The sequence below is a fragment of the Novosphingobium kalidii genome (assembly GCF_040534015.1).
GTDB lineage: Bacteria > Pseudomonadota > Alphaproteobacteria > Sphingomonadales > Sphingomonadaceae > Novosphingobium > Novosphingobium kalidii.
On record NZ_JBEWLY010000008.1, the window covers coordinates 40,340 to 60,109 of the forward strand.

At 60.4% G+C, this 19,770-nt stretch carries 11 protein-coding genes; 6 read left to right on the forward strand and 5 right to left on the reverse strand.

Annotated elements, in window-relative coordinates; translation table 11 throughout:
* Positions 1-119: 119 nt before the first annotated feature.
* From ABVV53_RS03400 to ABVV53_RS03415, 4 genes are all read right to left on the reverse strand, one after another.
* Positions 120-1,970, reverse strand: coding sequence for a response regulator (locus tag ABVV53_RS03400; RefSeq protein ID WP_353982914.1), 1,851 nt, complete (start codon positions 1,968-1,970; stop codon positions 120-122).
* The gene (locus ABVV53_RS03405) at positions 1,960-2,826 is read right to left on the reverse strand and encodes a CheR family methyltransferase (RefSeq protein ID WP_353982915.1); all 867 of its coding nucleotides are present in this window, start codon (positions 2,824-2,826) and stop codon (positions 1,960-1,962) included. Before ABVV53_RS03405 ends, ABVV53_RS03400 begins: the two co-directional genes overlap by 11 nt.
* Before the next feature lie 10 nt (positions 2,827-2,836).
* A complete protein-coding gene (locus tag ABVV53_RS03410) occupies positions 2,837-5,962 on the reverse strand; it encodes a response regulator (protein WP_353982916.1) in 3,126 nt (1,041 codons plus the stop codon).
* A 245-nt stretch (positions 5,963-6,207) separates the two neighbouring features.
* Positions 6,208-7,230, reverse strand: a complete 1,023-nt coding sequence (locus ABVV53_RS03415) for an SDR family oxidoreductase (RefSeq protein ID WP_353982917.1) — start codon at positions 7,228-7,230, stop codon at positions 6,208-6,210.
* Positions 7,231-7,474: 244 nt separating this feature from the next.
* On the opposite strand from ABVV53_RS03415, the gene ABVV53_RS03420 reads away from it, so the two are divergent.
* Together ABVV53_RS03420 and ABVV53_RS03425 are read left to right on the forward strand one after the other, a co-directional pair.
* Complete coding sequence (locus ABVV53_RS03420) at positions 7,475-9,466, forward strand: hybrid sensor histidine kinase/response regulator (protein ID WP_353982918.1); 1,992 nt, start codon at positions 7,475-7,477, stop codon at positions 9,464-9,466.
* Positions 9,467-9,570: 104 nt separating this feature from the next.
* Positions 9,571-10,737: a GGDEF domain-containing protein gene (locus ABVV53_RS03425; RefSeq protein ID WP_353982919.1), complete on the forward strand. Its 1,167-nt coding sequence runs from the start codon at positions 9,571-9,573 to the stop codon at positions 10,735-10,737.
* A gap of 32 nt (positions 10,738-10,769) precedes the next feature.
* On the opposite strand, the gene ABVV53_RS03430 is transcribed toward ABVV53_RS03425, so the two are convergent.
* Complete coding sequence (locus tag ABVV53_RS03430; protein ID WP_353982920.1) at positions 10,770-11,990, reverse strand: MFS transporter; 1,221 nt, start codon at positions 11,988-11,990, stop codon at positions 10,770-10,772.
* Between the two features lie 257 nt (positions 11,991-12,247).
* Here ABVV53_RS03430 and ABVV53_RS03435 point away from each other — a divergent pair, with 257 nt between their 5' ends.
* The 4 genes from ABVV53_RS03435 to ABVV53_RS03450 all read left to right on the forward strand — a co-directional run bounded on the left by ABVV53_RS03435 (position 12,248) and on the right by ABVV53_RS03450 (position 19,442).
* Positions 12,248-15,418, forward strand: a complete 3,171-nt coding sequence (locus ABVV53_RS03435; protein WP_353982921.1) for a helicase-related protein — start codon at positions 12,248-12,250, stop codon at positions 15,416-15,418.
* A gap of 92 nt (positions 15,419-15,510) precedes the next feature.
* Positions 15,511-15,963: a tRNA (cytidine(34)-2'-O)-methyltransferase gene (locus ABVV53_RS03440; RefSeq protein ID WP_353982923.1), complete on the forward strand. Its 453-nt coding sequence runs from the start codon at positions 15,511-15,513 to the stop codon at positions 15,961-15,963.
* Between the two features lie 234 nt (positions 15,964-16,197).
* Positions 16,198-17,778: an alpha-amylase family glycosyl hydrolase gene (locus ABVV53_RS03445; RefSeq protein ID WP_419956739.1), complete on the forward strand. Its 1,581-nt coding sequence runs from the start codon at positions 16,198-16,200 to the stop codon at positions 17,776-17,778.
* On the forward strand, positions 17,775-19,442 hold the full coding sequence (locus tag ABVV53_RS03450) for an alpha-amylase family protein (RefSeq protein ID WP_353982924.1): 1,668 nt from the start codon (positions 17,775-17,777) through the stop codon (positions 19,440-19,442). The genes ABVV53_RS03445 and ABVV53_RS03450 overlap by 4 nt, the downstream gene beginning before the upstream one ends.
* Positions 19,443-19,770 lie beyond the last annotated feature (328 nt).

Consider the following 19,770-nt stretch of genomic DNA (forward strand, 5'->3'; position numbering starts at 1 on the left):
CGAAGAGATCATCGGACTGCTCCTCGAGATTTGCGTCGTTGAACAGTGTCGTGAATGCGCCGGGCGGAACATTTGTTCCCGCGCTTTCCACGAATTTACCGGGGTCCATCACTTGGCAGTCAGTTGACGGCGCCTTCAAGATGTCCACGGTTGTCTGCGGTGGCCAACTGCGCAACCAGGCTGCGCACCTCTCCAGAGACGAACGGCTTCGATATGACCGGACGGCTGCCATGCTCCTCAGGTAGATGTTCTCGGCCATAGCCGCTTACAAATGCGAAAGGCGTACCACGCGCTGCAAGCTCATCGGCCACAACGTCGATGCGTTCGCCATTCAGGTTCCCGTCGAGAAGAGCCAGCTCGGGGCTTTCGCGCTGGATGATGTCGAGAGCGTGGGCACACGACGAGGCAGGACCTAGCGGTATCGCGCCCGCCTCTTCAAGCTCGAACATCAATTCCATCGCCAGCACAGGCTCGTCTTCGACGACCAGCACCCGCACGCCTTTCGGCACGGGTGCCTCTTTCGAAGGCTCGGATGCAGTTGTGTTTGCCGCCTGTACTGCTGGCGCAATAGCTACATCTGCCGTTCCAGCGCGCGGGAGCTGCTCAAAAGGCAGGATCATGCGCCAACGAACGCCCTCAAGTGCGTACTCTACCTCAATTTCCGCGCCTTCCCCTGCAAGGCTGCCAGTCACTAAGGTTGTGCCGAACCCTTTCCGCTCAGGCTCCTGCACAGGCGGACCATCATGCTCGCTCCAGGTGAAGGCAAGCCCACCTTCCTCGAACGACCAGCACAGCGAGACAAAACCGATCTCGTTTGACAGCGCGCCATACTTGTGTGCGTTGGTCGTGAGTTCGTGGAGTACAAGGGCGAAGCGAAGCGCCAGTTCAGGGGGTAGGTTCACTTCAGGGCCGCCCAGCCGTAACCGGTCAGCGGAAATGGCACCGATTGCCACCTGGTCAGCAATGAGGCTGCGCAGACTGGCTCGTTCCCAGGTGGTTGCGCTCAGCAGCGAGTGCGCCCGGGCAAGCGCCTGGATGCGGCCGGTAAACGCGTCACGAAACTCGTTTTGCGAACGCGCATGCCGAAATCCCTGTGCCGCTATCGCTTGCACTGTGGCGAGCGTATTCTTGACGCGGTGGTTCAGCTCACCAACCAGCAGACGCTGTGTTTCCTCGGCGCGATGCCGTGCGGTTACGTCAAGTACCTGGATCATGGCGCTGCGTGGCCGCGCCCCTGTGCCGGCCAGCGAGGAGCAGTACCATTCCGCCTCGCGCAAAGATCCGTCGGCGTGCTGGTAGCGGTGTTCCTGCATCTCGCGCTGGTCCTCTCCGGAGAACAAGCCACTTATGGCAGACAGAAACCCCGTGCGGTCCTCTTCAGGGAGGAAGGATGCCTCGCCCAGGCGCTGCCCCAGCATCTGTTCGGCTTGGTAGCCGAAAAGACGCTCAGCGCCGCCTGCCCAGGTCACGATGCGAAGGTCGCCGTCCAATTCTATGACCGCGAGCGGGGAGTTGTCGTCATGCGCGCGCAAGCGTCCCAGCGCGGTTGCCAGTTCGTCCCTCTGTCGCGCGATCTCGCGGCGCTGCCGCGCGAGTTCCACGAAAACGGCGACTTTGGAGTTGAGCACATGAACATCGAGCGGCTTGAGCAGATAGTCCACTGCGCCTGCTTCGAAACCCCGAAACCTGCGGCGCTCGTCAGTCGCAACGGCCGTCAGGAAGATGATCGGTACCGAACGCGTGCGCTCCGTTCCACGCATCAGTTCGGCCAGTTCAAACCCGTCCATCTCCGGCATCTGCACGTCGAGCAGAGCAAGAGCAAAGTCATCACGCAACAGCAGTTCGAGGGCGTCAAAGCCATTGCCGACAGTCACCAGCTCTGCGTCCAACCGGCTCAACGCAGCCTGCAATGCGACCAGGTTCTCCTTTACATCGTCTACCGCCAGGATCTTGATCGCGTCACTCCGCAAGGGTCATCTCCCCCGCTGCGGCCATGGCATTACGGCGATAGATTTTTTCTGAAGAGGCAAAGTCGGAGAACAAGCTTGCGTGGCGGGAGAAGTGAACAGTTTCTTTCGAGCCCAGCCCAAGAAAACCACCGGGCGTAAGCGACTGGGCAAAAAGCCCCAGCGCCCGATCCTGCAGCGGGCGATCAAAATAGATGAGTACGTTCCGGCTCGACACCAGCTGAACTTCGGAAAAAACGGCGTCACTTGCAAGGTTATGATCGGCGAACACCGCCCGCTTTCGCAAGGCTGGGTCGAATCGTGCGGCTCCGAACGCTGCGGTGTAGTAGTCAGAAAGCGACGCTCGCCCTCCCGACGCGCGATAATTGCGGGAGAATCCAGGTAGCCTGTCTATCTCGAAGATGCCCGCTTCCGCTTTCTGAAGCGCGGCGGAATTGATATCGGTGCAGTAGAACAAGGTTCGATCGGCCAGCCCTTCTTCGCTGAACAGAATAGCCAAAGAGTAAAACTCTTCGCCGTTTGCACAGCCAGCAATCCACACCTTTATCGAGGGCCAGGTCCGCAAGTGCGGCACCACGTTTTCTCGGATTGCACGGAAATAATCCGGGTCCCGGAACATGTCGCTGACTTGAATCGTCAAGAAGCTCAGCATGACGTTAAGGTTGGCGGGATCCCGAAGGACGAGATGCTGCAGTTCGGACAAGCTCGTGCAACCAAAGTGTCCCTGTGCGCGAACCAGCCGGCGCTGTAGCGATCCTCGCGAGTAGTCGCGGAAATCGTATTGATACCGCCGCCAAATCGCTTCGACCAGCAGGTCGACCTCGATATCTTCGACAGCCTCGGGCGCCAGCTTCACCATTGAAGGTTCCTCACCGCGACATCCACACCCGGATGAGACTGAGTAGCTTGTCCACGTCGAGAGGTTTCGCAAGATAGTCGTTCGCGCCTGCTTCGAGACAGTCCTGATGATCGCGTTCCATTGCCTTGGCGGTGAGGGCGATGATCGGCAGATCGGACCACTGCTGGTCCTTGCGGATTTCACGCATGCAGGTGAGGCCGTCCATCTCCGGCATCATCACGTCCATGAGGACAAGGTCGACCGGACGACCATCGCCATCGGCGGCCCGTGCAAGCTGGGAAAGTGCCTCCAGCCCATTGCGCGCGATACGCACTTGCACACCATGCGGCTCCAGTACGCTTGTGAGGGCGTAGACGTTACGGATATCGTCCTCGACGACCAGCACTTGCCGGCCTTCCAGCGCAGCATCACGCCCCAGCGCCTTGGCGAGCATCTGCTGCTGCTCTGCAGGCATCTCTGATACGACTTGGTGCAGGAAGAGGGTCACTTCGTCCAGAAGACGCTCGGGACTTTTCGCACCCTTGACGATGATCGACTTTGAGTAGCGCCGCAGCCGCATTTCTTCCGCAGAGGAAAGATCGCGTCCGGTGTAGACGATCACTGGAGGGAAGCCGACGCTCTCGTCGTCTGACAGTCGCTCGAGAAGATCCAGTCCCGGCATGTCCGGCAAATTCAGGTCGAGGACCATGCAGTCGAACGTCTCGCTGCCAAGCTTCTCCAGGCAGGCAGCGGCGCTGTGGACTTCCACCGTCTCGACATCGCGTGATGCCAATAGGTGATGGATGCTTTCAGCCTGGTTGTGATCGTCCTCGACGACCAAAACCCTGCGCAGCCGCTGATCCATCTGCAGTTCGAGGCCTTCGAGCATGCCCATCAGATCGTCGCGGCTGACTGGCTTGAACAAGTAGCCCACGGCACCGCTGGCAAGAGCTGCCCTGTTGTCCTCGTCCGCTGAGACCACGTGCACGGGAATATGGCGCGTCCGGGTGTCGCGCTTGATCCGGTCCAGCACCGAAAGGCCGGTGTGATCAGGCAGGTGCATGTCGAGAATGACCGCATGCGGAACATACTGGCGCGCCAGCAACGCGCCTTCGTCGGCGGTCCCGGCGATAAGGCACTGGAACCCTACCTCGTGAGCGATGTCGCACAAGATGCGGGCGAAGGATGGATCATCCTCCACGATCAGAATGACGCGAGAATCGCCGGTCAGCGTCTCACGATCATCGCAGATGGGCATTCCCTTTGCTCTCGGCGGTGTGGGCGCTGGCGAGGGCAAAGGCGTGGGGCGACGAATCGTAGCCTCAAGACCGCCGGGCGTGGCACTTTGCCCCAGGTGGAAGTGCATGGGAATGTCCACCGTGAAGGCGCTGCCTTGGCCAGGAGCACTCTCGAGCCGGATATCGCCGCCAAGCAACTGCGCAAGTTCGCGCGAGATCGACAGCCCCAGACCCGTGCCGCCATGCTTGCGGCTGATCCCGCCCTCGGCCTGCCGGAACGCCTCGAAAATAGCTCCGTGCTGGTCCGCTGCGATACCAGGACCGCTGTCCCGCACCGTGAAAGACACCCGGCCGCCCTCTCGGGGCACGATCTCGAGGGAGACTTGGCCCCGATCGGTAAACTTGATCGCATTTGACAGGAAGTTGCGCAGGATCTGTTCGAGCCGGTGCGAGTCGGTCTCGATCTCCCTGGGGGTGGCAGGTGCAGTCTCGATGCGGAACCTGAGCCCCTTCTTTTCGGCAAAGGGCGCAAAACCAGCCCGAAGCTTGTTCGTCAGCGAGGCAATCTCTACCGGCCGTGGTTCCAGTTCAAGACGGCCGGCCTCTATCTTCGAGATATCGAGAACATCGTTGATCAGCGTGAGCAGGTCATTGCCAGAGGTCTCTATAGTCTCGGCGAAGCGGACCTGCTCATCACTCAGGTTGCCCTGCCGGTTGTCCGCGAGGAGCCGCGCCATGATGAGCAGCGAGTTGAGCGGGGTGCGCAACTCATGGCTCATGTTGGCAAGGAACTCCGACTTGTACCGGCTCGCCTGCTCCAGGTCGTTCGCCTGTGCCTTCAGCGAGGCTTGAGCGCGGGCAAGCTCGTCTCGCTGAGATTCCAATGAAACGGTCTGCTCCTCCAGCTGCGCGTTCGACTGTTCAAGCTCTGCCTGCTGGTCCTCAAGCTGCGCCTGCGAAGCCATCAACTGCTTGCTCTGCGCCTCCAGTTCATCGTTGGTGGTGCGCAGTTCTTCGCTCTGGGCCTGCAATTCCTCGGCTTGCTGCTGTGTTTCCGCCAAAAGCACTTGTAGTCGCGCGCGGTACTTGGCGGATCGGATCGTTGTCGAAAGCGTGGTGGATACAACTTGCAGGAACTCGTGCGCATCCTCAACGCGGGCGCCCGGCTGCTGCAGGAACCCGAGCTCTATGACGGCATTGACTAAGCCCTCATTGACGGCGCCTTTTATCACCGTGGCGCCGATCACCAGCGCGCGGGGCGGAGCGCTGCCAAGTGCGCTGCCGAAGGCGAGATAGCCCGCCGGGATATCACTAATGACACGCCCTTCACCAGTGCGAATGGCTTCTCCAAGGAGGCCGTCGCGTTCGTTCAACTCCTCAGGTATGTTGGCGCTCTCAGGAACACCGTACGACGCGGTGCGTCGGAATACGCCGCCGTCACGGACGTAAATAACACCGGCAGAGGCGCCGAAGCGCTCTGCGAGGCAGGCGAGCGTCGCCTTCGACACCTCCGCCAGCGTGAGATCTCCGGAGGTGGATTTGGTAAGCGCAACCTCTCCGTCCCGCAGCCATTGTTGCCTACGGTTCGCTTGGCGATAGGAGATGAAAACCATTCCGATCACGGCCAGCACGAGATTGGCCACGCCGCCAACGCCTCGATTGAAAAGCGCAACACTTGGGTCAATGCCGGGAGGAGCGACCACGAAGCCGACGGCACACAGCGCCACGCCCGCAAGCGCGGTTGCCAACGGCGCCACACGATGCTGCGCCAGATATGCCAGCACCGTGGGAATCATGTACGTGATCCAGAGCGCTCGCCCGAGTGGCGCATTTGTGTCGGCCAAGAAGGTTGCGACAAGCAAGACTGGAAGCAAGAAGTAAAGCAGGTATCCGGAAACGTAGCCTTTGTTGGCCGGCATCGTCAGTCTCTGGGGAATGGGACAAGAAAGCGGGACCGCGCTCCCCTTGCCCCGCGACCCACCTCAACGCAGCTTGGAACTCACTTCTGGGGTTTCGGTTCCCGTCAGAAGTGATCCAGCACTAGAGAGCTTCGAGGACGCTCTAGCGGTCTATGCGCCCGAAGCAAAGGCATGCGTTTGCCAGCAGTTGCGCGGTGGCAGTCGAACTCCCCTTCAGCCCGACATACCACAGTGATGGTCGCGGTTTACCTGCGGCGACCCTTCACGAGCGTTCCGAGGAGCCCCAGACCTGCGAGACCAGCACCGATCCCCACCGCCACTCGGTTGCGGCTCAGCCAGAACTGCGTGGTGTACTCGCGCGCCGTGGAATCGAAGCGGCCGTGGGCTCCGCGGTCGCCGGGTACTGGCTCCCACAGGTTGTCGCGACGGTCCGGCGAGACGGGAGTCTTGTCTTGCTGCCCAGAGATGCCGGTCCAGGCGAGATAACGGTCGAGCAGCGGGGAAGCAAAACGGTCACCCCAAATGGCTTGCAGTGTTGGCCAGCCTAGCATCACGGTTTTGCGTCGGTGACGGGCAGCCCAGCTGATGGCACGCGCCGCGACCTCGGGCTGATACGGTGGGCTCGCTGGTTTGGGTTCGCGCGGCATTGTGGTGCGAATCCAGTCGAACTGAGGCGTGTTGACGCCGGGCAACTGAACCATCGAGACATGCACTTTCGAGCGTGAATGGATCAACTCGGAGCAAATGGAATCGTGGAAGCCCTGGATTGCGTGCTTCGCGCCGCAATAAGCGGACTGAAGAGGAATGCCGCGATAGGCGAGTGCCGACCCGACAAGCACGACGGAGCCGCGGTTGCGCGGCACCATTCTGCGCAGTGCCGCATGAGTGCCATGCACCTGGCCGAGGTAGGTCACCTTCGTAACCCGCTCGTAATCCTCCAAGGATGTTTCAAGGAACGGCGCTAGCACGCCCGCGAAAGCGGCGTTCACCCAGATGTCTATTGGACCAAACGTATTCTCCACCTTCTCAGCCGCCGCTTCGACGAGTGCCGCATCCGCGACGTCCAGAGGCAGTACGAGCGCCTCTCCGCCTTCCTCACGGACCTCGCGCGCCGCTGCCTCCAGTCCGTCCCGGCCCCGTGCAATGAGGGCGATCCGCACGCCTTCTCCGGCAAACTCGCGAACGACCGCACGGCCCACACCCGCGGATGCACCGGTGATGACGATCACCGGTCCGCTCTGTTGAGGATTTCGATTTTGTTCTGGCATTTCTGGTCAACGACTGAAGCCGGCCCATGTTGCACACTCCAACTCTCAGTCGAGGGCTGGAGTACCGGGCTCTCGCTTAGACATGCTGCGTCCTGAGCTTGGCGACGAAGCCGGGCGCCAGATGTTGTTGCCGGTGCGCAAGTCAAAACTCTGGCAAGCTTAAGGTAAAGTCGCTTGATATCGCTCTCAATTGCCCACATGGGCAGTCCAGGGTCGTAGGTGGGTTCACGCTTGAGGACTTTGAATGGCGCAATCCACATTTGATCGGCACATCGCGGATGAACGCTTGGAGTTGCTGGTCCACTCTATCACCGATTATGCGATCTACATGCTCGATCCCACGGGCCGCATCGCCACTTGGAATGCAGGCGCTCGTCGGTTCAAAGGCTACGAGGCAGAGGAAGTGCTGGGAGAGCACTTTTCCAAGTTCTTTCTCGCCGAAGATCGCCGCGATGGCCTGCCTTCTCGCATCCTGGATACGGCCGCCCGAGAAGGGCGCTTCGAAGCGGAAGGATGGCGGGTGCGCAAGGGTGGAACCAAGTTTCTCGCCCACGTCGTCGTCGATCGCATTCAAGGTGAGGACGGTGAACTCCTCGGCTTCGCGAAGGTGACTCGGGACGTCACGGAAAAGCGGCAGAAAGAACAGGCGCTGTTCGACAGCGAGTTGCAGTTCCGCATGCTCGTGCAGGGGGTGCGTGACTATGCGATATACATGCTGGACCCTACCGGGCATGTCACCAACTGGAACCTTGGCGCTCAGACAATCAAGGGCTTCAATGCTTCGGAGATTGTAGGGCAGCACTTCTCGCGTTTTTACACGGAGCAGGATCGCGCAAGAGGAGCGCCGGCCGCGGCACTTGAGACCGCGTTGCGCGAGGGTAAGTTCGAGGCGGAGGCGCAGCGCGTACGTAAGGACGGTTCGCTGTTCTGGGCTCACGTCATGCTTGAGCCTATCTACAAAGACAGCGGCGAGCACATCGGCTTTGCTAAAGTCACACGCGACATAACGGAAAAGAAGCGGGCCGAGGAGGAACTGCGGGAGACGCAAGAGGCGCTACTGCAATCTCAAAAACTGCAGGCGCTTGGGGAACTTGCAGGCGGCATTGCCCACGACTTCAACAACCTCATGACGGTCGTGCGAGGAACGGCCGACATGTTGCTGCGTAAGAAGGACCTCGCTGAGGAGAAACGCACGCGCTACCTGCACGTTCTACTGGAAACAGCCGAGCGTGCGACCAGCCTCACGGCTCAGCTGCTGGCCTTCGCACGCCGCCAGCCGCTCGAACCCGAGGTGATAGACCTCAGCGTTCGGCTCGACGCACTGGGCGAAATGCTGCAGCGCACGTTGAGCAGCCAGTACGAACTCGAACTCGACCTGGCGCCTGCGCTCTGGCGCATCGAGATTGACCCGACCGGCCTCGAGACGGCGTTGCTCAATGCTGTAGTCAACGCCCGCGACGCCATGCCGTCGGGAGGGAAGATCACGATATCGACTCGGAATGTGCGCGAAGGCAATAATGAAATGGTGAGCCTGTCCATCAGCGACATGGGCAAGGGCATTTCACCCGAGCAGCTGGACCGGGTGTTCGAGCCATTCTTCACGACCAAACCGGCAGGGAAGGGGACCGGCCTCGGGTTGTCGCAGCTCCACGGGTTCGCGGTTCAGTCTGGCGGATCGGTCAAGATCAGTTCAAAAGTAGGCCACGGCACCACTCTGGATATTCGGCTTCCTCGCACTGATAAGCCGGTAAAAGGCCGCGGGATGGAGCAGAGCAATATTTCGTTGCCAGAGGGGCTCACGATCCTGTTGGTAGAAGACAGCGAACATGTCCGCTATTTCGGCAGGCAACTGCTGGAGGATCTCGGCTGCCATGTAATTGAAGCGTGTGATGCTGACGAGGGACTGGCCTTGCTGGAGAACAACGCGGTGGACCTGGTATTCTCGGACATCGTGATGCCGGGGCGTACGGGTATCGAACTGGCTCAGGAGATCAGAAGGACTCGCCCTGCGCTGCCAATCCTCTTGGCAAGCGGATACAGCAGCAAGCAATTCATACCGATTGATCAGCGCGAATTTCCTATCATGCGTAAGCCTTATACGTTTGAGGCCGTAGCGCAGGCCATTCTGGAATTGATTGAAGAGGTCAAAATTCCTCAGCGGGTTTGCCTGATGCAGCCTCCGCTGCACGCAGGAGCGCAAGGCGGCGTACCTGTTGGTCCGCAGCTTTCCACCTGAGCGAATGCTGCGAAACGGAGTCCGGAGGCTGCTAGAAGGGTTCCGCGTGCAATCCGCTACGTAGGACTACGCGCGCCCGGCGCACGATAGATTTACGTTGGGTCGTGATCAAGGCTGTGCTGGAGAACATCATGGCCCCGCACTTATCGACGCCGCATTCTGAAGATGCATTAGGCAAGGTCTATCTAGAACTGGTGGACTTGCTGTTCATGTTTCGACTGCCGCTCATCATTATGACGAGTTCCGTCGGTGCATTCGGCTGGGTGATCCACAATCAGACCGGCACGTCAGTTTCGCTCGTGCTGACCTATGCGGCGGTCTCAATAGGTCTTCTGCGGCTCCTGCACATGGAGTTATTTCGCAGGCGCAAGAAGCGCCAGTTCTTCACCCTTGCGGAAGGCAAGCGTTGGGAACGGCAGTATGGCGCAGGCAGCGTTCTGTTCGGGCTGCTCTTGGGTCTCCTGTGCGCAGAAGCAATCCGGAGCGCCGATCCTCGGGTGGACACGTTAGGCTACGTGCTCTGCCTAGGGTTCGGATGTGGGCTGGTGAGCAGGAGCGGCTTTCGTGCCCGCATGACCAGCGCGACGCTCGTAGCGCTGATGATACCGGTGCTGTTGGCGATCATACCTCGACTCTCCGAAGCCGATCCGGCCGTTATGCAGCTGAACGGCGTGATTGTTCTGTTTTTGGGCGCCTTTGTTTTGGGCGGAATCGCAACATCTCTGCAAGCGCAACGCGTGATTGTGGAGCTTCTGGTTACCAGGTGCAAATATCACTCGGTTGCGCACGCAGACGCCCTCACTGGAGCGGCCAACCGCCTGCTCCTGTCGGAGAGATTTGCGACTGCCGCGGCGAGCGGGCGAGCGGCAAACCTTGCTCTTCACTGCCTGGATCTCGATCGCTTCAAGCCGGTGAACGATCGATACGGCCATGCCACGGGTGACGCACTGCTTGTTGCGGTGACCGGGAGAATTTCACGTCTGCTCGGTCCGGAGGATACCCTTGCACGAGTGGGTGGTGACGAGTTCGTCATCCTCCAATCCGAGGTTTCGGCGAGACAGGCGGCAGCGTTTGCTGAACGCGTCGTAAGCGCGCTCGCAGAGCCTTTCGAGCTTGACGGGATCATGATCGAGATTGGCGCCAGCTTAGGTACGACCATTGCTGCCGAAGGCAGCACGTTGGAGACGCTCCGCGGGGAGGCTGATAGAGCGCTTTACTTCGCAAAAGAGAGTGGCCGTAACCGGTGCGAGATGCACCTGAAGGCGGCCTAGACCCTTCGGCGGAGCGAAAGGTGTCCAGCAATTTAGGCAGCGTTAGGCTGCTGCTCACCGGCCTGATCCAAGTGCCCGCGCTTCTCACGCGAGGTTGCTACCGACACCAACCATATCACAAAGCCCCCGAGTGCCAAGCCGCAGCCGACCCAGCCAGTGGAAACCCAGCCAAACCCCGCCCCAATTGCCAAGCCGCCTAGCCACGGGCCGAGCGCGTTTGCCGCGTTGAAGGCGGAGTGGTTCAGCGCCGCAGCCAGACTTTGCGCGTCCTCTGCGACATCCATCAAACGGGTTTGCAACACCGTTCCGAGTGAACCCCCGAAGCCGATAGCGAGCACGACCGGGATGAGCGACCATAGATGAAGCGCGGCAAAGGGGTAGAGCGCCAGCGCGGCGGCGCTCCACAAAAGCAGACCCCCAGCCGTTGGCATCAGCGCGCGATCGGCGAAGCGCGGCACGATCAAGTTGCCAGCCGTCATACCGATACCGAACACCGCCAGGACCAGCGGCACCACCGCGGGCGACGTCCCGGTGACTTCAATCAGCGTGGAGGCAAGATACGTGTAGACCGCAAAGAGGCCGCCGAACCCGATGGCTCCTATGCCGAGGGTCAGCCACACCTGAGGTCTCCGCAGGGCACCCAGCTCACGCAAAGGGCTGGCCTCGCGCAAAGGCTGATCGTGTGGAACGACCGCCAGCACCATACCCACAGTAGCGAGGGCACAGAAGGCCACGACGCCAAAGCCCCAGCGCCAGCCAAAAGCCTGTCCAAGCCAGTTCGCGAAGGGAACTCCGACAATCGTCGCGACAGTAAGCCCCAGCATCACACGCGCTACGGCCTGCGTGCGCTTCTCGGTGGGCACCAGTGAAGCCGCGACGAGCGAGGCAATTCCGAAGTAGGCGCCGTGCGGTAGTCCGCTCAAGAAGCGGAAAACCAGCATCCAGCCATACGTCGGAGCCAGCGCGCTGAGAGCGTTTGCGATCGCGAACAGCGACATGAGTGTCACCAGAAGGCGTCTGCGGCTAAGCCGCGCGCCCATGATCGCTAAGAGGGGCGCACCGACCACGACACCAAGAGCGTAGGCGCTGATTACGTGCCCTGCGGTCGGTTCGTCTATGCCCAAGCCCTTCGAGAAGAAGGGCAGCAGGCTCATTGTGGCGAATTCGGTCGTGCCGATCGCGAATCCGCCCAGGGCGAGGGCAAAATGTACCAAACCCGCAGGACGGGCGGCGGAACGAGAAGGTGCGCTCATGAAGGTTTCCAGCTGACGCCGCAGTGCAGCAAGGATGCTAAATGGGATCGGTTGCACACTGGTCAACCAGTGCGACAGTCGCCATCCCGATTGCAAGTCGGACTGCTGCGATCTCAATTTTGAAGCAGGCTTTGCCGAAGTTTAGCCATTGCAGCAAATCGGCGGCCCTCTGCTTGGAACAGGGGCATCATTTTACCGTTGCTGCAATCCGTGCGCGAGTGGCTCTGCCGCCGTCATGTTGTAGAGGCGGTGACACATTGAGAAACATCGAAGAAGCGCTGACGGTAGGCGAGGTCGTGGCAAATCTGCTGGCCGCACTCTCGTCCGACGACGTTATCTTCATCGCCCGCGACGAGCCGCGCGCTGTCGAGGTGGCGAAAGCCCTCGCAGCGGGCGCTCCGGACGATCTAGTGCTCTACTGTCCCGGCAGTGACGCCTTGCCGGGGGAGAACGCGCCGCCGTCACCTTCCAATGTGGGACAACGAACCACAGCGCTCAGGAGGATCAGAGGGCAACTCGCGGCTTCAGAAGAGAGAACACGCATAGCGCTGGTGACTACTGGCGAGGCGGCTGCTCGTCTGTACCCGTCACCCCACCACTTCGACACGGCGCCGCCCGTAATCCGGACTGGAGACAAGCTGGACCTGCCGAGCTTTGCGGAAGAGTTGGAAAGCGTCGGCTACATCCGCGACGACCGGGTCGACGAGCCTGGCGAACTGGCCCTTCGCGGCCAGGTAATCGACGTCTATCCGGCCGACGCAGGGGAGCCATACCGCATCCAGGCGGAAGAAGGGCGGATTTCATCCATCCGCCGCTACGATGCGGGATCACAGCTTACGATTGAAGAATGTGAGAGGCTCCAACTCGGAAGGGCATCCGAACCGGCACTCGGCGAAGGGGTCAGTCTCTTAGATCACTTACCCGCCGCAGCGGCCTGGATTGACGACGGCGCTGATAAGCGCCGACGGCAGTTCCTGGCACTGGCCGCCGATGCCGAGCGGCGAGCCCCGAACCCCGCCTTCAAGGACATCTGCTCCGATGAACAGTGGCGAGCCGCTCTTTCTACTCACCCGCAAATCGATGTGGTGGAAGGAGCCACAGGGAGCGTTCCGCGGTTTGTGGAGAGCCGGTCTCCCCTGGGCGCTTTCGCCAGCCTAGCAAGGGAAACGCTGGCCTCCTGTGACAAAGTCCTGCTTGTGGGCACTGAACGGGACCTGCGCTTTTTGGCAAGGCGAGTGGCAAAGGCTCTATCAGCTGCACCAACGCAGGTGCGCAGCTGGGCCGAGGCCGTCGCAGCCGTCCCTGGTGCGCTGCTCATGCTGGAGATGCCGATCGCGAAGGGCTTTCGTCACGCCGACCTGCTCGTCGTTGCTGCCGCGGACCTCCTCGGCAGCAGGGCGCAAAGAGCAACGAGCTCAAGCGTTGCTGCCGAGACGCAGTTCTTCGAGCTTGGCGAGATACGGATTGGCGATGTTGTGGTCCATGAGGACCATGGGGTATGCGTCGTAGCCGGGCTTGAGCGGCTGCCTGGGGAAGGGGGCGACGCGATCGTGCTCCGCTTCGCCGGAGAATCGCGCAGGCTCGTGGCAGCGACTGAAGCCAACAAAATCTGGCGATACGGCAGTGATGAGGAAGCCGTCAGCCTGGACAAGCTCGACGGCTCGACCTGGATGAAGCGGCGGGCAGACGTATCGGCCAAGATTGCTGAGACGGCACAGCAGTTGGTGCAGCTCTCTGCCGAAAGGCTTGAGCGGACGGCTCCCGTGTTCGACCCCGAGCCGGCCGAATACGAGAGGTTCGTCGCCTCTTTCCCATTTACTGAGACAGCGGACCAGGCCCGCGCCATTGAAGCGGTCCAAGCGGACCTGCGCTCAGGAAGTCCGATGGACCGCCTGGTGGTGGGTGACGTCGGATACGGGAAGACCGAAGTGGCACTTCGCGCGGCCGCCCTCGTTGCGCTCTCCGGCGCGCAAGTGGCCATTGCAGCACCCACAACAGTGCTCGCGCGACAACATTTGGAAACCTTTCAAGCTCGTTTTGCTCAGTCCGGGCTCGTCGTGGCCGGCCTATCACGCCTCGCCAGCGCCGCTGAGAAGAAGCGGGTGGTGTCAGGTCTCAAGGACGGCTCGATTCAAGTGGTGGTCGGTACAGGCGCAGTCGCGGGCAAGGGGGTGCGCTTCAGCAATCTCGGACTGGTGATTGTCGACGAAGAGCAGAAGTTTGGTGCCGCGGACAAGGCGAAGCTTCACCACCTTGGGGCGGAACACGTCCTGACGCTCAGCGCTACTCCTATCCCTCGCACACTGCAGAGTGCACTTGTCGGGCTACAGCAGATTTCGGTGATCGCCTCCCCTCCAGCCCGCCGGCAGCCGATCCGCACGAGCATGGCAACCTTCGCGCCGCAGAATGTCCGCACGGCATTGCTGCGTGAACGCAGCCGAGGTGGGCAGAGTTTTGTGGTCGTCCCCCGGATCGAGGACATGGCCCCCATGGCCGAAGAACTCGGAAAGCTCGCACCCGAACTGAACCTGCTTCAGGCCCATGGCAAGCTGCCCGGCGCGACCCTCGACGAGACGATGGTCGCGTTTGCACGCGGCGAGGGCGATGTCCTGCTTGCGACCAACATCATCGAAGCGGGGCTCGACGTTCCCCGGGCGAATACCATGATCGTCTGGAAGGCGGATCGCTTCGGCCTTTCTCAACTCCACCAGCTTCGTGGACGCGTAGGCCGAGGCGCTCGTCGGGGGCAGTTCTATCTGCTAACGGCTCCCGACGCCCAGATCGCTTCGCGGACCGTCGCGAGACTAAAGACGTTGCAGGCCTTCGATGGCTTGGGGGCAGGCTTTGCGATCAGCGCCCGCGACCTCGACATGAGGGGAGCCGGCGACCTGCTCAGCGACGAGCAGACTGGGCACATGAAGCTTATCGGCGTCGATCTCTATCAGCATCTTCTCCAGAACGCGTTGCGCGAGGCGCGAGGCGAGAGAGTGGATGAATGGACGCCCGTCATTCACGCTGAAACCGCAGCGCATTTCCCAGCTGACTGGATCTCCGACGAAGACGTTCGGGTTGGCCTATATGTACGTCTCGCCAGAATTGACGAAATCACTGCTTTGGAAGCTTACGAGGACGAGCTGGTGGATCGCTTCGGTGACTTGCCCCAGGAAGCCGAACAGCTACTCGCCTTCACCAGAGTGCGCATGCTGGCTCGATTGGCTAAGATCGAGAGAATAGATGTCGGCCCTGCAGCGATCGCGTTCACGCCGCGCGACAAGGAGTTGCCCAGCCTCGGCTCATTGCAGAAGAAGGGCGACCGCTGGCTCCTCAGTGAAGAGATCGAAGACCGTCTGCAGCGGCTTGCGCGGGCGGAGTCGGTCTTGTCGGACGCATTGGTGATCGATGGAGAGCTGGCCGCGTATGTCCGTTAGGTAATGCGCAAAATAGCAGGAGGGTACCAAGAGGCTGGAGTAAGATCGCGCGGAGGCTTGCATGATGCGCCTGCCGGAGCCAATCGGTCTTCATGCGGATAGCACTTTTTGAACCGGAAATCGCTGGAAACGTGGGCGCCATTCTGCGCCTAGGCGCGGGTATGGGGATAGACGTCGACCTCATTGAGCCGATGGGATTCGAGTGGGATGACAGAAGAGTACGTCGGACAGCGATGGACTATATCGATCATGTCACCATAGTCCGTCACGCTGGTTTCGACGCTTTCAAGGCCACCGTCGGCGCTAGCCGCATCTTGCTGTTCACCACGAAGGTGCAGCAATCACCCTATGACTTTGCTTTCTGTTCGGACGATATCCTGCTGTTCGGAAAGGAAAGTGCCGGCGTACCCGCTGAGGTGGCGGATGCCTGCGACGCCCGGCTGCGCATACCCATGCGATCGCAGGTCCGCTCTATGAACCTCGCGACGTCGGCAGCGCTCGCGCTCGGTGAAGCGCTTCGTCAGACGGCGAGTTTACCGACTTAGGCGGCCTGCGGCAGGGCACAAAAGAACTGATCTGCTCCTGTTGACGCATCGCGCTACCACCGAGAGCGCGGCTAGACCTCGGGGAACGCCGCGCGGGTCCGGCGGTTACAACCTGACGCCGGTCGTGAATGGAGGCAAGCCGCTGACAGTTGAGGTTACCGAAACATCGGCGGACGATGGCCGCGCGGTAGAACTCCCCGCGAGAGCCAGCCTAGCAGTGAAAAGGAAATCAGCGTGAGCGGATGGTGGCGCGAGGCCGCACTTTACCAGATTTACCCACGATCCTTCCAGGACACGGATGGGAATGGGATCGGCGACTTAGAGGGTATTTGCCGCCGGCTGGACCACATAGCCGACCTTGGGGTTGGAGCTGTGTGGCTCTCGCCAATCTTTCGGTCGCCGATGGCGGATTTTGGTTACGACGTGTCGGACTACCGCGACATTGATCCCGTGTTTGGTGACATGGCAGCGTTCGACCGTTTGCTTGAAGAGACACACGCGCGTGGGTTGAAGCTGCTGCTCGACTTTGTGCCCAATCACAGCTCAGACCAGCACCCGTGGTTTCAGGAGAGCCGGTCCAGCCGCGATAATCCAAAGCGGGATTGGTACATCTGGCATGATCCAGCGCCCGATGGAGGGCCGCCGAACAACTGGATGAGCAACTTCGGCGGCAGCGCCTGGGAGTGGGATGAGCACACTGACCAATACTATTATCACGCATTCCTGGCTGAGCAGCCGGACCTGAACTGGCGCAACCCCGATGTTCGCGCGGCAATGCGCGATGTGCTTCGCTTCTGGCTGGACAAGGGCGTGGACGGTTTTCGAGTCGACGTGATCTGGCACCTCATCAAAGACGCCGAGTTCCGAGACAACCCTCTCAATCCCCATTACGACGCAAGTCATCCAGACATTGATCGGTACCTGCAAGTATATTCAGCAGATCAACCAGAAGTGCACGATGTCATCGCCGAACTGCGGGCGGTGATAGACAGTTACGACGATCGTCTCCTGATTGGTGAGATATATCTGCCGATCGAGCGGCTGATGACGTACTACGGCCGCGACAACAGCGGAGTCCATCTGCCTTTCAACTTCCAGTTGATCCAATGCGCCTGGAACGCCGATGCGATTGGGTCCCTGATCCACGAGTACGAAAGTGCCCTGCCGGAGGGTGGGTGGCCCAACTGGGTCTTGAGCAATCACGACCAACCTCGCATCGCCGCGCGGGTCGGCGAAGCGCAAGCGCGGGTCGCGGCCATGCTGCTGCTGACCCTGCGCGGTACGCCAACCCTCTACTACGGCGACGAGATCGGCATTGCCGACGTCGATATGACAGAAGAGGAAGTACTCGACCCTGCGGCGATCAACGAGCCGGGTGTGAGTTTCAACCGCGACCGATCGCGCACGCCGATGCAGTGGTCTGATAAACCCGTCGCCGGTTTCTCCGACGGTAAACCGTGGCTGCCACTGACGCAGGATTGGAGGGAGCGGAATGCTGCTGTTCAGCGACAAGATCCGGCATCGCTCCTCAACCTGCATCGCGCTCTACTGCACATTCGCAGCATCGAGCCCGACTTGCTGAGCGGTGCCTACCGCAGGATCGACATGGACGAAGACGTGCTTGCCTATGAACGCGGGGCTAGCATAGCCGTCATTCTGAACTTGTCGTCCGAGCCCGTCGAACTCAGCTTGCCTGACAAGTGGAAAGCCGCGCGCGTCCTTCTTTCCGTGCGCAGCGCTCAGGCCTTAAATGAGGTGCCTGCTAACCTGGCAGGCGCTGAGGGTGTTATACTCAAGATCAAGGATGCCGAATGATCCCCGACCTCTGGTACAAGAACGCGGTCATCTATAGCTTCTCCTTGGATGCCTATCTTGACGCTAACGGCGACGGAACCGGGGACCTTCGCGGGGCCATGCGCCGGCTCGATTATCTTCAGGGGTTGGGAGTCACCGCGGTGTGGATTGCGCCATTCCAACCGTCGCCTCATCGGGACCACGGCTATGATGTAGCGGACTATTACGGAGTGGATTCTCGCTACGGGTCACCGGGAGATTTCGTCGAGTTCGTAAATGCATGCCACCAGCGCGGTATGCGGGTCATCATGGACCTTGTGGTTAACCACTGTTCGGATCAACACCCCTGGTTTCAAGCAGCTCTGGAGACCCCGGATTCACCTTACCGAGACTACTTCATCTGGGCTGACGAAAAGCCGGAGGATGCCGAAGAAGGCGTTGTCTTCCCCGGGGTGCAGGAGTCCACATGGACCTACAGCCCAAAGGCCAAGGCCTGGTACTTCCACCGGTTCTACAACTTCCAGCCCGACCTGAACATTGCCAATCCTGAAGTTCAGGCTGAAATCCTGAAGATCGTAGCCTTCTGGCTACAGCTCGGTGTCTCTGGCTTTCGCGTGGATGCAGTGCCATTCCTTATCGCGAGAGACGGCATCAATGTCTGCGATCCCTCGCCAGCTTACGATCTGCTCCGGGACATTCGTGCAATGGCGCAATGGCGCAAGGGCGACGCGGTGCTGCTTGCCGAAGCAAACATCCCGCCCGAGGAAGCGCTCAACTACTTTGGTGCGACGGGTGACCGCTTGCACATGGTGTTCAACTTCCCCGTAAATCAGGCGCAGTTCTACGCCTTGGCCAGCGGGAAGACAGCCTTGCTGAAGGACGCATTGCGTGCGTCGCTACCGCTGCCTGAAACTGCTCAATGGGCAAACTTCCTGCGGAACCACGACGAACTCGACTTGGGGCGCCTGACTGAGGAGCAACGCTCATGCGTGTTCGAGCAGTTCGGTCCAGAACCGGAAATGCAACTTTACGGACGCGGCATTCGCCGCCGGCTGGCGCCGATGCTTGAGGGCGACCGAGCCCGGCTTGAGTTGGCCTACAGTCTGATGCTGACATTGCCCGGAACGCCTGTACTGCGGTACGGCGACGAGATCGGGATGGGTGAAAACCTCGACCTGAACGAGCGGGACGCAGTGCGCACGCCCATGCAGTGGTCTTCCGGAAAGAACGGCGGGTTTTCTGCCAACGATGAGACCGTGCGGCCGCCGATCGAGACAGGCCCGTTTGGCTTTCACGAGACCAACGTTGCGAGCCAAAGAAGTGAGCCCGATTCACTTCTGAACTGGACCGAAAGGGCCATTCGGCTTCGCAAGGAACTTCCCGAGATCGGCCGAGGCCGCTGCACCGTGCTGGAGACACCGGAGAGTATTCTGGCGGTGGGGTACGAATGGGAAGGTGAAGCTTCCGTGTTCATCCACAATGTCGCTGAAGAGTGTGTCCACTTCGAGCTGGATTGCTTGCAACAAAAGTCTGACAAGCGTGAGCTTGTCTGCTTACAGACAAACGTACGATGTGAAGCTGATCAAAGCGGCAACTATCGTTTCGAGATTGAGCCATATGGGTATCGCTGGTTCCGCTTTGGCGGACTAGATGAGCTTGTCCATGCGCCGGGGTCACAGCACTAGAGCCGAGCTTGGGACCGCTTCATGAGGATTATCGACAGGCCGGTATAAGGTTGTCAGCGGCAATGATCTGTGACTCGTGTTCCATTGTTTAGTGAAAAGGCTTCGCCAGCCGTGCCGCCACGCCTGGATGTTTTTTTCTCGACCTGAGGAATTGGCGCTGCGCCAACGCGCGACGCGCATCATTCACATGACGTATGTGTGAGCGCTCCTGCGGGGGAACAGGAACTGTGGCTACAAAAGATTACAAACTTCCAGAAGCCGCTTGAGATGGGATCACGTACAGGTGGCTGATCGACTTCGGAAACGGGCAACCTAAACGTGGCACGAT

What these genes read in the sequence shown, in the direction of transcription:
- ABVV53_RS03405 (WP_353982915.1), bottom strand. Translation starts at nt 2,826, where the DNA reads ATGGTGAAGCTGGCGCCCGAGGCTGTCGAAGATATCGAGGTCGACCTG.
- ABVV53_RS03410 (WP_353982916.1), bottom strand. Translation starts at nt 5,962, where the DNA reads ATGCCGGCCAACAAAGGCTACGTTTCCGGATACCTGCTTTACTTCTTG.
- ABVV53_RS03415 (WP_353982917.1), bottom strand. Translation starts at nt 7,230, where the DNA reads ATGCCAGAACAAAATCGAAATCCTCAACAGAGCGGACCGGTGATCGTC.
- ABVV53_RS03420 (WP_353982918.1), top strand. Translation starts at nt 7,475, where the DNA reads ATGGCGCAATCCACATTTGATCGGCACATCGCGGATGAACGCTTGGAG.
- ABVV53_RS03430 (WP_353982920.1), bottom strand. Translation starts at nt 11,990, where the DNA reads ATGAGCGCACCTTCTCGTTCCGCCGCCCGTCCTGCGGGTTTGGTACAT.
- ABVV53_RS03440 (WP_353982923.1), top strand. Translation starts at nt 15,511, where the DNA reads ATGCGGATAGCACTTTTTGAACCGGAAATCGCTGGAAACGTGGGCGCC.
- ABVV53_RS03450 (WP_353982924.1), top strand. Translation starts at nt 17,775, where the DNA reads ATGATCCCCGACCTCTGGTACAAGAACGCGGTCATCTATAGCTTCTCC.